The organism is Xanthomonas fragariae, from assembly GCF_900183975.1.
Lineage (GTDB): Bacteria > Pseudomonadota > Gammaproteobacteria > Xanthomonadales > Xanthomonadaceae > Xanthomonas > Xanthomonas fragariae.
The window spans coordinates 1,272,936-1,286,282 of sequence record NZ_LT853882.1 but is presented as its reverse complement, the minus strand read 5'-3'; the positions used below and the strand labels follow the sequence as shown (position 1 = coordinate 1,286,282).

The 13,347-nt window shown below is 63.3% G+C and carries 9 protein-coding genes and 4 pseudogenes; all 13 read left to right on the top strand.

Going from position 1 to position 13,347, the window contains the following annotated elements; translation table 11 throughout:
• Positions 1-2 precede the first annotated feature (2 nt).
• Positions 3-461: a PTS sugar transporter subunit IIA gene (locus PD885_RS05860; RefSeq protein WP_002802132.1), complete on the top strand. Its 459-nt coding sequence runs from the start codon at positions 3-5 to the stop codon at positions 459-461.
• Entirely contained in the window at positions 458-1,408 is a 951-nt protein-coding gene (gene hprK, locus PD885_RS05855) for an HPr(Ser) kinase/phosphatase (protein ID WP_002802133.1), read from the top strand. The genes PD885_RS05860 and hprK overlap by 4 nt, the downstream gene beginning before the upstream one ends.
• Positions 1,405-2,277, top strand: coding sequence for an RNase adapter RapZ (gene rapZ / locus PD885_RS05850; protein WP_002802136.1), 873 nt, complete (start codon positions 1,405-1,407; stop codon positions 2,275-2,277). The genes hprK and rapZ overlap by 4 nt, the downstream gene beginning before the upstream one ends.
• Before the next feature lie 154 nt (positions 2,278-2,431).
• A complete protein-coding gene (locus PD885_RS05845) occupies positions 2,432-2,824 on the top strand; it encodes a PTS sugar transporter subunit IIA (protein ID WP_002802139.1) in 393 nt (130 codons plus the stop codon).
• A complete protein-coding gene (locus tag PD885_RS05840; protein ID WP_002802142.1) occupies positions 2,817-3,086 on the top strand; it encodes an HPr family phosphocarrier protein in 270 nt (89 codons plus the stop codon). The genes PD885_RS05845 and PD885_RS05840 overlap by 8 nt, the downstream gene beginning before the upstream one ends.
• A gap of 58 nt (positions 3,087-3,144) precedes the next feature.
• Positions 3,145-4,875 carry a phosphoenolpyruvate--protein phosphotransferase gene (ptsP, locus tag PD885_RS05835; protein ID WP_002802148.1) on the top strand — a complete coding sequence of 577 codons (1,731 nt, stop codon included), beginning with the start codon at positions 3,145-3,147 and terminating at the stop codon, positions 4,873-4,875.
• Between the two features lie 290 nt (positions 4,876-5,165).
• Positions 5,166-6,527: a magnesium transporter gene (gene mgtE / locus PD885_RS05825; RefSeq protein WP_002802149.1), complete on the top strand. Its 1,362-nt coding sequence runs from the start codon at positions 5,166-5,168 to the stop codon at positions 6,525-6,527.
• Between the two features lie 129 nt (positions 6,528-6,656).
• Positions 6,657-6,887, top strand: a pseudogene (locus PD885_RS22655) (phospholipase); the annotation flags it as partial.
• A gap of 644 nt (positions 6,888-7,531) precedes the next feature.
• Complete coding sequence (locus PD885_RS21340; RefSeq protein ID WP_159087643.1) at positions 7,532-7,687, top strand: hypothetical protein; 156 nt, start codon at positions 7,532-7,534, stop codon at positions 7,685-7,687.
• Between the two features lie 156 nt (positions 7,688-7,843).
• Positions 7,844-8,969: pseudogene (locus PD885_RS05820) on the top strand (IS3 family transposase).
• Between the two features lie 149 nt (positions 8,970-9,118).
• Complete coding sequence (locus PD885_RS05815; RefSeq protein WP_231892673.1) at positions 9,119-9,940, top strand: hypothetical protein; 822 nt, start codon at positions 9,119-9,121, stop codon at positions 9,938-9,940.
• A 13-nt stretch (positions 9,941-9,953) separates the two neighbouring features.
• Positions 9,954-10,433, top strand: a pseudogene (locus tag PD885_RS22490) (hypothetical protein); the annotation flags it as partial.
• 801 nt (positions 10,434-11,234) lie between these two features.
• A pseudogene (locus tag PD885_RS21945) lies at positions 11,235-13,076 on the top strand (hypothetical protein); the annotation flags it as partial.
• Positions 13,077-13,347 lie beyond the last annotated feature (271 nt).

Below are 13,347 nucleotides of genomic sequence, written 5' to 3'. Positions count from 1 at the left end.
TCATGCCTCTAACCGACCTGATGGCGGCCGTGCGCACCATGGTGTCGCCGGCCGCCGATCGCGACACCGTTCTGCATACCGCCGCCGATCTGCTGTCCTGTCGCCCGGCTGGTGCCGACGAACTTTATGCCAGTCTGTGCGAGCGTGAGGCCCTGGGCAGTACCGCCATCGGCCATGGCATCGCCATTCCGCATGGGCGTTGCCCCAACCTCACCGAGCCACGCGGCGCGTTACTACGGCTGGACACGCCGGTGGCGTTTGGCAGCGATGAGCCGGTGGATCTGGTCTTTGCAATGGCGGTGCCTGCGCATTACACCCATCAACATCTGATGCTGCTGTCGAAACTGGCTGAGCGGTTCTCCGATGCCGAATTTCGTCAGCAGTTGCGCGCCGCACCCAACGCAGATGCATTGATGGCGCTACTCACCGACGCACCGCCCCCACAGGCCAGCGCGGCATGAATACCAGCATTACTGCACGCGAATTATTCGATCAGCAGCGCGACAAATTGGCACTGCGCTGGGTCGCCGGCCAGCAGGGCGAGCACCGCGAAATCGAGGCCGGCAGCAACAATGCGCGCCGCCCATCGCTGGCCGGCTACCTCAATGTGATCTACCCCAACAAGGTGCAGATTCTGGGCACCGAAGAGCTGGCCTGGCTGGACTCTCTGGATGCGCGGCAGCGCTGGGAGACCATCGAAAAGATCATCCAGGTGCAGCCGCTGGCGCTGGCGATCAGCAAGAATCAGTCGTGCCCTGAAGACCTGCGCGCGGCTGCGGACGAATCCAATACGCCGTTGTGGATCTCGCCCAAGCGCGGCCACGAACTGCTCAACCACCTCTCCTACCACTTGGCGCGCACTCTGGCGCCCCGGGTCACGCTGCATGGCGTGTTCATGGAGATCTATTCGATCGGCGTGCTGATTACCGGCGAAGCCGGCTCCGGTAAGAGCGAGCTGGCGCTGGAACTACTGAGCCGCGGCCACCGCCTGGTGGCTGATGACGCGCCGGAGTTCACCCAGATTGCGCCCGATGTGCTCGATGGCACCTGCCCGGAGTTACTACAGGACTTACTGGAGGTACGCGGCCTGGGCGTGTTGAACGTGCGCGACATGTTCGGCGACACCGCCGTGAAGAAGAACAAATACCTGCGCCTGATCGTGCACCTGACCCGCCCGATGACCGAGCCCATGCCGTCCGGTTACGAGCGTCTGACCGGCGATTCCGGCAGCCGCCATGTACTGGATCTGGATGTGCCGCTGATCACCCTGCCGGTCATGCCCGGCCGCAACCTGGCAGTGCTGACCGAAGCGGCCACGCGGCTGCACATCCTGCGCACCAAGGGCATCGACCCGGCCGCGATGTTCATTGCCCGCCACAGCAACCTGCTCGAGCGACGCATGCCATGAGTATTGCGCCCCCTACACTGGTGATCGTGAGCGGGCTGTCCGGCTCGGGCAAGTCGGTCGCGTTGAAGACCTTCGAAGATCTGGACTACTACTGCTCGGACAATCTGCCGGTGGAACTACTGCCGGATTTCGTGCGCAGCCGCCTGCGTGGCAACCCGCTCGGCGACCAGCGCATGGCGGTCGGCATCGATGTGCGCAGCCGCAGTGATCTGACCCAGCTGGCGCAATGGCGTCAGGCCGCGCAGGAATACGGCATCGAAGCGCGGCTATTGTTTTTCGAAGCCAGCGACGAGGCGCTGATCAAACGCTACGCCGACACCCGTCGCCGTCATCCGCTGAGCCATCTCGGCCTGGCGTTGCCCGAAGCGATCACCCGCGAGCGTCAGTTGACCGATCCGCTGCGGTCGCAGGCCCACGCCATCATCGACACCAGCGCGCTCAACGTGCATCAGTTGCGTCGCCGTGTGGTCACCGAATTCGCGCTCGGCAGCAACGATCGCTTGTCGCTGCTGTTCGAATCGTTTGCCTACAAACGCGGCGTGCCGGCCGAGGCCGACTTCGTGTTCGATGCGCGCGTGCTGCCCAATCCGCACTGGGACCCGGAGCTGCGCCCGCTTACCGGCCGCGATGCCGGCGTGCGCGACTATCTGGATAAACAACCGGAAGTGGTGCGCTACAGCGCGCAGATCGTGGATCTGCTGGACACTTGGCTGCCGCGGCTGCGCAACGACACCCGTAGCTACGTGACCATCGCCTTCGGCTGCACCGGCGGCAAGCATCGCTCGGTGTATCTGGCCGAACGCATGGCGCGACATGCGCGCGAGCAAGGCTGGCCCGAAGTGGCGACGTTCCATCGCGAACAGGATTGATTTGGAGAGCCAGGACCCGGGACCCGGGAAAAGCGCAAAGCGTACAAAGCGGTGCCTACCTCAGCTAGTGCGACAAGCATGCGATGCAGCTCTCCCGGTTCCCCGGTTCCGGTGCTTCTTCCCCCCTGTCATCCCGACCTGTTAACGTTTCGACATGGCCTGTGGCATTCTCCTCATTACTCATCCCGGCATCGGCGCGGCGTTGTTGAGCGTGACGACGGGGCTGTTGCGGCACTTGCCGCTGAAGACCGAAGCCTTCGATGTGCCGTTCGATGCAGACCTGGACGCATTGCTGCCCCAGGCGTCGTCGGCGATGCGCCGGGTCGACAGCGGTGACGGCGTACTGGTCATGACCGACCTGTATGGCGCCAGCCCCAGCAATCTCGCCGACCGGTTGGCAAAGCTGGGCACGCCGGTTCGCCGGGTGTCCGCGCTGAGCCTGCCGATGCTGTTGCGGGTGATGAACTACCCCGAACAAGGATTGCAGGAGCTGCCCGCCACCGCGGCGGCAGGCACCCGCAACGGAGCGATCATCGACGATGCTTGAACGCGAACTCATAGTTTCCAACAGACTGGGACTGCATGCACGGGCAACCGCCAAGCTGGTGCAGACGCTGTCGTCCTATCGCAGCAACGCCACTTTGGCGGCCAAGGGCCGCGAGGTGAATGCCAAGAGCATTATGGGCGTGATGCTGCTGGCCGCAGGTCAAGGCACCAGTGTAGTGGTGCGGCTGGATGGCGAAGACGAAGCCGACGCCTTGCAGGCGTTGGTGGATCTGTTCGAGCGTCGTTTCGACGAGGACAGCTGAGCATGTGCGGCGTCGGTGCAGTCACGAGCAACCGGGCGCGGCTGCGCCAAGGCCGCGCATGAGTCTGCGCTTGCGCGGACACGGTGCGTCGCGCGGTAACGCACTCGGGCGTGCGCGCGTGCGTCAAAGTCACACGCTGGAAGTTGCCGAACAACGTGTGCCGGCCAACCAAGTGGAAACGCAGCTGCAGCGTCTGCACGTGGCCATCGAAGCGGCGCGTACCGAAATGCAGCAATTGCGCGATCGCCTGCATGGCGCACTCGCGCGCGAAGTCGGCGAATTTCTCGAACTGCACGCGCTGTTGCTCGACGACCCCGAACTGCTGCAAGGTTTGGATGAGTTGATCCGCACCCACCGTTACAGCGCCGATTATGCCTTACGCGTGCAGCGCGACCGCCTGGCAGCGGTGTTCGATGGTATGGAAGATGCCTACCTTAGAAGCCGCATGGACGATTTGGATCACGTCATCGGCCGCATCCATGCGTTTTTGCACAAGCGCGCGCCCGACCTCAAGGGCGTGGCCGGCGAGATCCTGGTGTGCGACAACGTGGCACCGTCCGAGCTGGCGCAGCTGCAGGCGCAGGGCGTGGTCGGAATCGTCACGACTGCCGGCAGCGCACTGTCGCACAGCGCGATTTTGGCGCGCAGCCTGCACCTGCCGTTGGTGGTCGGGGTCAGCGATGCGGTGCAGCGGATCGACGATGGCGATGTGCTGATCGTCGATGCCGGCTCAGGCCAGGTGATCGTCGACCCCACCCCCAAGCATCTGCGCGACTACCGCGAGCGCCTGCGCGCGCTGGCCAAGGAACAACGCGAGCTGGGCCGGCTGCGTTCCAAGCCCACGCGCACGCGCGACAACGTCGATATCACGCTCCTGGCCAACGCCGAGTCGCTGGAAGACGTGGCCAAGGCACACGCGCTCGGCGCCAGCGGCTTGGGCCTGTATCGCACCGAATTCCTGTTCCTGCAGCGCAACGAGCTACCGGACGAAGACGAACAGTTCCACACCTATCGCGACACCGTGCTGGGCATGAGCGGCCGCCCGGTCACCGTGCGCACGCTCGATCTGGGCGCCGACAAGGCCGACCGCACCGGGCTGACCTTAAGCGACGAAGACAACCCGGCGCTGGGCTTGCGCGGCGTGCGCCTGTCGCTGGCGCGCCCTGCGGTGGCGAAGACGCAGTTGCGCGCAATCCTGCGTGCATCCGGCTACGGCCCGGTACGCATCCTGGTGCCGATGATCAGCTGCCGCGAGGAAATCCAGCTGCTGCGGCGACAGATCAAGAAGCTGGCCGCGCAATTGCGCGAACAAGGCCACGAGATCGCCGAGCACATTCCGCTCGGCGCGATGATCGAAGTGCCTGCCGCGGCGTTGGCGCTGGATTGCTTCATCGACGATATCGACTTCCTGTCGATCGGCACTAACGATCTGGTGCAATACCTGCTGGCGGTGGATCGCAACAACGAGGCACTGGGCGAGCTGTATTCGCCGTTGCATCCGGCCGTGCTGCGACTGATTGCGCAGGTGATCGCCACCGGCCGTGCGTACGGCAAACCGGTGGCGGTGTGTGGCGAGATCGCGGGCGACCCGCGCTTTGTGCCAATGCTGCTGGCGTTGGGGCTTACCGAGTTCAGTCTGCATCCGGCGACATTGCTGGAAGTTCGCCGTGCAGTGCGCGACATCCACCTGGGCGAGCTGCGCGTGCAAGGCGAAAAACTGCTGCGCGCACGCGATCGCAAGGGCATCGAGACGTGGTTGGCCGGCAACGCACAGGCGCTGCTGCGCTAAGAGCAACCAGCACAACTACTGCCCTCACCGCTAGGTGGGCGCAACCTGTGCTGGATGCGGCATGTCCTCTCGCGTGTACGCGGTTTTGATTGCCGCCGTCCGCACCCACCCGACGACTGCCTGCTACGTGTTGATAGCCGCTCCAGGTTGGATGCGTCATCGCGCAGGCGATGTTCAAGCGTCGTGCGAGCGGCGCTGTATGTTTCGTCACCATGCGCAAGCGATAATGCCGTGCTGACTCAGCACCGCGTCTTCCATCAAGGCGCGTCCACTCTTCCGGGGAGCCGCGCATGGCCGAAGCCGTCCGCCACGACAAGACCGCGCGCCAGCTACGATTGCTGTCCGACGCGCTGGATAGCGGACGCTTAGGGCCGGTACGACGGCTGGTCAATACGCTGGCACCGGCGGAGATCGGCAACTTGCTCGAATCGCTGCCACCCGGCAAACGCGAAGTAGTATGGGGGCTTGTCGACCCGGAAGACGACGGTGAAGTGCTGCTGCACGTCGGCGATGAAGTGCGCGAAAGCCTGCTGGCCGACATGGACACCGACGAGATCGTGGCTGCGGTCGAAGACCTGGACATCGATGATCTGGCCAATCTGGTCGAAGACCTGCCCGACACCGTCATCGACGAGGTGCTCAAGTCGATGGACCGCGAGAACCGCGAGCGGCTCGAGCAGGTGCTGTCGTACCCGGAGGACACCGCCGGCCGCTTGATGAACCCGGACGTGGTCACTGTGCGCACCGACGTCAATGTCGATGTGGTGCTGCGGTATTTGCGGCTGCGCGGCGAGTTGCCCGATCACACCGACCACCTGTACGTGGTGAGCCGACGTCATCAATACCTGGGCCGCGTGTCGCTGGCCGCGTTGGTCACGCATGAGGACAACACGCCGGTCAATCGATTGATCGACGACGAACAACCGGCGATCGATGTCGGCGATGGCTCCGACGAAGTCGCACGGCGCTTCTCGGATCATGACTGGATCTCCGCGCCGGTGGTGGACGACAACAATATTCTGCTCGGCCGCATCACCATCGATGACGTGGTCGACATCATCCGCGAGCAGGCCGAGCATCAGGCCATGAGCGCGGCTGGTCTGGACGAAGACGAGGACATGTTCAGCCCGGCGCGGCGCGCGTTCCGGCGCCGCCTGATCTGGCTGAGCATCAACCTGTGCACTGCGTTCCTGGCCTCCAGCGTGGTCAGCCGATTCGAAGGCACGATCGAGAAATTGGTGGCGCTTGCGGCGCTGATGCCGATTGTCGCCGGCATGGGCGGCAACGCCGGCACCCAGGTGTTGGCGTTGATGGTGCGCGGTCTGGCGCTAGGCCAGATCGGCTCGTCCAACGTGATGACACTGCTCAAGAAAGAGCTGACCGTGGCGCTGATCAACGGCGTCGTGCTGGGCGTGGGGCTGGGCCTGATCGTGCTGGCTTGGTTCCGACAGCCGATGCTGTCGCTGGTGATCGGCACCGCGCTAACCTTGAACATGCTCACTGCCGCGTTTGGCGGGGTGCTGGTGCCGGTGACCTTGAAAAGGCTGGGCTTCGATCCGGCATTGGCCGGTGGCGTGATTTTGACCACGCTGACCGACGTAATGGGCTTCCTGAGCTTCCTTGGCCTGGCCACGCTAATTCTGCTGCCCTAGCCATCAGGCCGGCCATCGCGCTGACCATGCGTGCCGCGAACAGCGTGGCGCCAATCGGATGAAGATTCGACAGGAATCACGGCAGCGCGGCATGTCAGCACATTCGCATGCGGTAATACATTTAAACATGTGATAGGTCGGGGGATCTGCGTGAACCGTCATTGACTTGCTTTTTGTCGCCCTTGCGCCGGTGCGGGCCGACTGTTCCAGTATGGCTGGGCGCCACCACCACAGACGCCGCAGCTACTGCGTCATTCGCACACAGGAACTGGAAGGACGGCTGTACCGTTATCAGGTATTGGTACTGCCGCAAGTGCCCGAGGACGAAGAGTGGTTGGCATCAATGTGCGCATGGCGATTTGCCGCGGTAGGTCCGGTTCGGGCCGGTGTCGTCGTCATACCGATGACTTCAAGTCCCAAGCGGTCGCTCGACAAACGTTGCCAGCACGCGTCCCCCTTGAACGCTCACGCTGGTGTTCGGCAAACACACTACGCCTTCGCCATCTGCGCACCGGGTTTGCGATCGATCACGATGCTTGAGCATCACTTGAGAGCTGGATCGGCAGCGCTTCGACCAGACGGGAAGCAAGCTCATCATTGGCGCCGATGCGCGAGAGCTGGCGGTGTTCAGTGGATATCTCTGAGCCGCATCAGCTTGACCAGATCCAACAACGAGCCGTCTTTTTCATCATGAAGCGGAGCGAAAAAATGCGGAGCACAAAGAGCAGCAATCGTCGGACGCATGCCCAGAGCACCTACCAAAGCGTGCCAGAGCAGGCGACTGGCCAGGTGGCGAACCTGGGCGCCGGTCCGTCCGGAATGCCGTCGTCCTCAACGCCCTCTGGCGTCCTCAGCGAACTGGCAGCTCGACCGAATAAGCGCCGTCGCACCCAAGCATGTGCTGTGCGTTCGGCGCCGGGATCGGGCGCGCATCCGGCCCCGAACGTCACATCGGCCGGCTCCCTCCTCCGCGCTGCATTACGACGGCCCGACCCCCAACAGTCGTGCTCATCATCCTCAACTTTGGCGTGCGGTTGCGCCTGAGTACCAAGGGACAACAGAGCAGCAGCCTGCTCTTGCAGACGCTGCTCTTGCAGACGCTGCTCTTGCAGACGCTGCTCTTGCAGACGCTGCAGTTGCACACGCCGCAGTTCATGTGAAACGTCCGGCTCTAGATAATCTTCCAGCCTTGCGCGGTAGTCCCGGTACGTTCGCCGAACTAAGCGACGCGATTCGACGCGGCACCTGCGACGTCCCCCCGATTTTGAGTAGCGCCTCAGTTTGGAGTCCAATTCCCTACCCCGAGGAGATTGGACGTGAAGAAGCGTTTTACCGAAGAGCAGATCATTGGCTTCCTGCGCGAAGCCGAAGCAGGCGTGGCGATCAAAGACCTGTGCCGGCGCCATGGCTTCAGTGAGGCCTCGTACTCCCTGTGGCGCAGCAAGTTCGGCGGGATGAGCGTGCCCGATGCCAAGCGACTCAAGGACCTTGAGTCCGAAAACGCGCGGCTGAAGAAGTTGCTGGCCGAGCAGCTGTTCGAAAACGACCTGATCAAGGATGCACTGCGAAAAAAGTGGTGAGCGCACCCGCGCGTCGTGCGCTGGTGCGCGAGTGGATCGGGTGCGGTGCCAGCGAGCGTCGCGCCTTGGCAGCGATCGGCATGAGCGCCAGTGCGCTGCGCTATCGCCCGTGCGAAGACCGCAACGTTGAGCTACGCGAGCGCATTCTTGCGCTGGCGCATCGCCATCGCCGCTATGGCGTGGGGATGATCTATCTCAAACTTCGTCAGGAAGGACGCGTCGTGAACTACAAGCGCGTGGAGCGGTTGTACCGCGAACAGCAGTTGCAGGTCCGGCGCCGCAGGCGCAAGAAGGTGCCGGTGGGCGAGCGCCAACCATTGTTGCGGCCATCGCAGGCCAACCAGGTGTGGTCGATGGACTTCGTGTTCGACCGCACCGCCGAAGGCCGGGTGATCAAGTGTCTGGTGATCGTGGACGACGCAACCCACGAAGCGGTCGCCATCGACGTGGAGCGCGCGATCTCGGGACACGGCGTTGCGCGCGTGCTGGACCGACTGGCACACAGCCGTGGCCTGCCGCAGATGATCCGCACCGAGCGCGAAGCCTGCCCTCGGGGCACAACGGCAAGGAGTTTTGCGGCAGGGCGATGATCGCCTGGGCGCACGCCCGTGGTGTGCAGCTACGGCTCATCCAGCCGGGCAAACCGAACCAGAACGCCTACGTCGAATCGTTCAACGGCCGACTACGCGACGAATGCCTCAACGAGCACTGGTTCCCAACACTGCTGCATGCACGCACCGAGATCGAACGTTGGCGACGCGAATACAACGAGGACCGACCCAAGAAAGCAATCGGCGGCATGACGCCGGCCGCTTATGCCCAACATCTGGCAAACACCGATATCATCAGGCCCGGACTCTAAACCCGGCCGCTACTCAGGGCGGGGGGACGTCGGTTGCGGACTCATCCGATCATACTTAAACTCGAAAGTATTAATAATATGCAGCGCAGATGGAAGAATGCGCTTTGCTGTGTTCAATCAGGTCCATTGCGAAGGAGGGCGATAAGCAGATGAGTGATACGCCAGAGTCACGTTACGCTGCAGTGGCGCGCCGCGTTGTGGAGGCGCATGAAGCGCAGCTACTGCGCGATCTGCAACTCATCAACGAGCGCACGGTGCGTGAGCTTGGCCCATTGCCACACGGCGGGCTGCCGGTGCAGCCCAAGCGCAAGCCGAAGCGGGCGCCGTGGGAGCAGCCGGTAGTGGACCCGCCTACACTGGATGCCGATGCGCCTTTGCTGCCGCAAACTCCCCTCTCCGACATCGGCGACCCCGACATGTTCAAGTTCAGCAACCCGTTCAAGAAGAAGCGGCGCGAGCCGTGGCCGCTGCGGTTCGATAGTTATTCGTTCGATGCGCGCTGTTATCACACCTTGCGATGCAGCATCATCTTTGATCGACAGCAGCATTCTCTTCACTTAGCAGATCCTTCCGGAGACCCTTATGCTCCGGACTGGAAAGACGACTGGAGAGGGGGCTTCGGCAGCACCGAGGAATTCGAGACGCGCGGCTTTCCTTCGACCGTGGATATCCGCTGGACGGCAATGGACGGGGTGGAGCGCTATGTCGAAGTCGATCTGGAGAAGATTTTCCCAGGCCATCTGATGCTGCACAACGTTGCCGGGGAAGATATCGACGAGTTTTTCTTGGTCTACGGGTATTCTGGAAACGGGCGTAATCACGTCTACATCTTGCTGGAAGTCAACGACCGTACGATCAACGTCTATATGCGGGCCGATGTCCTGACCAAGCACCTGGCGGACCCCCAGCACGATCCGCACATAAAAATCAGCCGGAACGACTTGATCCTGGCTTGGACCAAGACCTACTGAGGGAGCGCTCGATATGGACAAGAAGATCGTTCTGCAGCTGGGCGAAGATGGCCTGCCGCTCGATGACGTGTCGCACTATGCCGCGACGCCTGAGCATTTGCGCACGTACGAGCAAGCGGCCGACGAACTCTATCGTTTCAAAGTGCCGCAGCTACTGGATCATGCCGACCCGCACTCCTATCTGATCGTGGGCCTGATGGATGGCACCGGCAATGATGCCGACAAAGATCCATTGCACGCCACCAACGTTGCGAAATTCAGGGATAAGGTCAGAGGTCTGAAAGATGCAGGCGTAAAGCGCATCGACTTTGAATACATCAAAGGCCCTGGTACCCAGGACGAAGTTCTGGCGCGAACCGTGGACAGTGCAACCGGCCGCACCAGCCTGGCTCGTGCGAACGAAATGTATGAGCGGCTGAGAACCCAATCTCAGCAGATATTCCAAGCCGACCCACAAGCCAAAATCGCCTTCCACCTTGAAGGTTTCAGCCGAGGTGCCAGCCAGGTTCCGCTATTGGCCCGCATGATCGACGAGCGCGGCATTCCCAATCCGAAGGGCGGCATCAGCGGCATCGACGCAAACGGGCTACCGCTCTACAACCGCTACCACCAGGCCGCCGGCCTGACACCGATGAGCGTGGGCCTCTACGACCCGGTTCCCACCGGCTACATGGAGCTGTTCGACCGCCGCTTGCCGCCGTCGGTGGTGTCGGGCTTTCAGCTCAGTGCCGCCGACGAGCGGCGCGGATTGTTTCCGGTCGATCAGATCCTCCCGTTCGGCCGCTCCGCAGACGGCCGCTTTTTGCATGTCACTGTCGCCGGAGCGCATTCGGACATCGGTGGCAGTTACCTGCGCTGGGGCATGGGGATCCGCAGCCTCAATCTGCTGACCGATTATCACAATGGGTTGTTCAGCGAGCCGCTGTTGTATCGCATGCACGAGCCGACCGATCCGCGCATGAACGTGATCCATCGCTCGGAAGAGGGCAATGTGCTATTCCGCGGCATGCCGAAGATGGACCGCACAACGCCTGCTGGGCAGGTGAGTCAACTCGTCGCCGATCAGGCGCGTTATGCGCCCCCAGGCGAGGTGGTCCATGTGCCCGCTCATGCGCCTGAGGCACTGAAGCCGGAGTTCGCGCAGGCGAGCGCATCGGCGCGGCTGGCGCAACGCACCGCGCAGGTGGCTGACCCCGCATTGACCGAAGGACATGCACTGACCGCGCAGTTATTGCGCAATGGCACTGCCGAACTAAGGCCTTACCCGCCACCCATGCTCGACCGCCCCGGCGTCAAAGCCGTCGGCGCCCTGGGCGTAGCCGCCACGTTGTACGAATCGCAACAATCCGGCGAGAAAATCGCCACGTGGCTCTCGCAAGACAATCCATTGGCCGCACGCTCGGAACTGACGCATTTTGCCGGCCGCAATGTCGGCGGTTGGGCGGGCGGCACGGCCGCAGCATATGCATTAGGTGCGTCTGGCGCCGGCCCGATGGCGTTGATCGCCGCCGATGCGTATTTCATGAGCAAGGCCGGCGAAAAAGCGGCCGACCTGCTCGACAACCGCGCCATCTACCAGCAGACCGATCGCCAGGGCGTGCAGTGGGCGTTCAACGGCACCGCCTGGTCGCGCGAGGGCATGGCCGATGCCACGAACGATGGCAGCGAAAATCCCAATTCCACATGGATCACCGCCAGCTACGAAAAAGCCCGCGAACTGAATTACCAGGCCACCACTGCGGCGGCAGAACTGGCGTTGCGCGACGCGCCTTCGCCACAGAATCCCTATCGCCTGTCCGCAAGCGCCACCGACACGCCCAGCCTGAGCAGCGCCGACTGGATGCGCGACCCCGCCGATGGGCAATGGCATCGCCAGGTTAAAACCGGCGTCAGCGGCGCCAACGATCACGGCGTTTACGCGCAGGAAACCGCAGCGCCAGCCCGCGCAGCGCAACTGGATGCGCACGCCGAGGCGGTGATCGCCCGCAACATCGCCAACAGCCTCGGCGCCATCGCCGCGCGCTATGAACTGGCGTATCACCGCAGTGGCTGGGCTGCCGATGGTCTTCCGCTCTCCGACGCGATGCAGCAGGCCTTGCCCAATCCAGACGCACTGACCGCCTCGGACGGCCAGCAGTATCGCCGCGATGCCGAGGGCCGCTGGGCGGGCGAGCGCGGTGCTGCGGCGGGCAATGTCGCGCGGGAACTGGACACCACCCGCGCGATCCTGCAACCGGCCCTGGCCGAGCATGCGCAGGCCGTTGCGGCTATCGCGCAGTTGCCGCCATCGCGCCAAGATCTGCAGCACGAGGAAACGCTCTACCGCTATCGCATCGTGGGGACCGAATTGAAACCCGAGTGGCGCGAGGCGATCGAGTTGGCGACGCAGCGCACGCGGGACACAGCGGGGCTCTCCGGCGATGGTTCGATGCAGTTGCAGCGCGGGCCAGGCGGCCTGTTCGGAGCGGACAGCCCCATTGCCCATTTTCAGCGTGGGCCCGATGGCGTGGATCGCATCGCGGCCGTCACCAGCGCCGAAGACATCCATCAGGCACTCGGCGAGGTGCAGGCACGCCAGCAGGCGCCATCGCAGGATGCGCCCCAGCAGCGCCAGGCCCAGGTGCCCCCCACGCACGATGGCTCTGCGCCGCCAGCGCCGGCTGTGACGACACTGCCCACGCTGACCGTGCAGCCGCCGCAACAGACCGCGGCGGTGCCATCGACGCCGAGCGTGCCCGCCAGCGCGCAATCGGGCCAGCAGCAGGACATGCACGCGCAAGCGATGGAACAGCAACGCCAGTGGCAATTGCAGCAGGACCATCAATCGCAACTGCAGCTCCAGCAGCAACAGCAACAAAAGCAACAAAAGCAACAACGAGAACAGCAACAAGAGCAGCAACGAGAACAGGAACAAGCGCAGCGCGCCGAAGACGAGACGACCCGCGATGCGCAACGCGAACAGGCACAGGTGGCCACCGCCACCGATCAAGGCCAGCGCACGCCGCCCTCGCCTTGGTTACTGCCCTACAGCGACCCCACCCATCCCCGGCATGCGCTGTATGCGGACGTACAGGAGCGGATGCAGGCGCAAGGCCATCAGTTTTCAGAAGAGCGTCTGATCCAGATCACCGCGGCGCTGAACGAGTCCTACTTCAAGCCCGGCTGGAACGGCGAATTCTATGTGGCGCGCGATACCGTGTATGCGTCCACCGCTCGGTTGCGCATGCGTGCCGATGCACGCGCCGGCACCGTCGATCCAAGAATCGATGCAGGTGGCGCAGGCCGGCGATCTGCAGCATGCACAGATCGCCCAGCGCATCGCCCAAGACCGCCTGCAATCACAATCACAGCCCGGCATGACCCTCTGACGCGACGCGTAGTGGGAGCTGCCGAGTCTGGCGTGCGCC

Excerpts from the sequence above, each read along its gene's own strand:
- PD885_RS05840 (WP_002802142.1), top strand. The coding sequence starts at position 2,817 with ATGCTTGAACGCGAACTCATAGTTTCCAACAGACTGGGACTGCATGCA.
- hprK (WP_002802133.1), top strand. The coding sequence starts at position 458 with ATGAATACCAGCATTACTGCACGCGAATTATTCGATCAGCAGCGCGAC.
- ptsP (WP_002802148.1), top strand. The coding sequence starts at position 3,145 with ATGAGTCTGCGCTTGCGCGGACACGGTGCGTCGCGCGGTAACGCACTC.
- rapZ (WP_002802136.1), top strand. The coding sequence starts at position 1,405 with ATGAGTATTGCGCCCCCTACACTGGTGATCGTGAGCGGGCTGTCCGGC.
- PD885_RS05860 (WP_002802132.1), top strand. The coding sequence starts at position 3 with ATGCCTCTAACCGACCTGATGGCGGCCGTGCGCACCATGGTGTCGCCG.
- PD885_RS05845 (WP_002802139.1), top strand. The coding sequence starts at position 2,432 with ATGGCCTGTGGCATTCTCCTCATTACTCATCCCGGCATCGGCGCGGCG.
- mgtE (WP_002802149.1), top strand. The coding sequence starts at position 5,166 with ATGGCCGAAGCCGTCCGCCACGACAAGACCGCGCGCCAGCTACGATTG.
- PD885_RS05815 (WP_231892673.1), top strand. The coding sequence starts at position 9,119 with ATGAGTGATACGCCAGAGTCACGTTACGCTGCAGTGGCGCGCCGCGTT.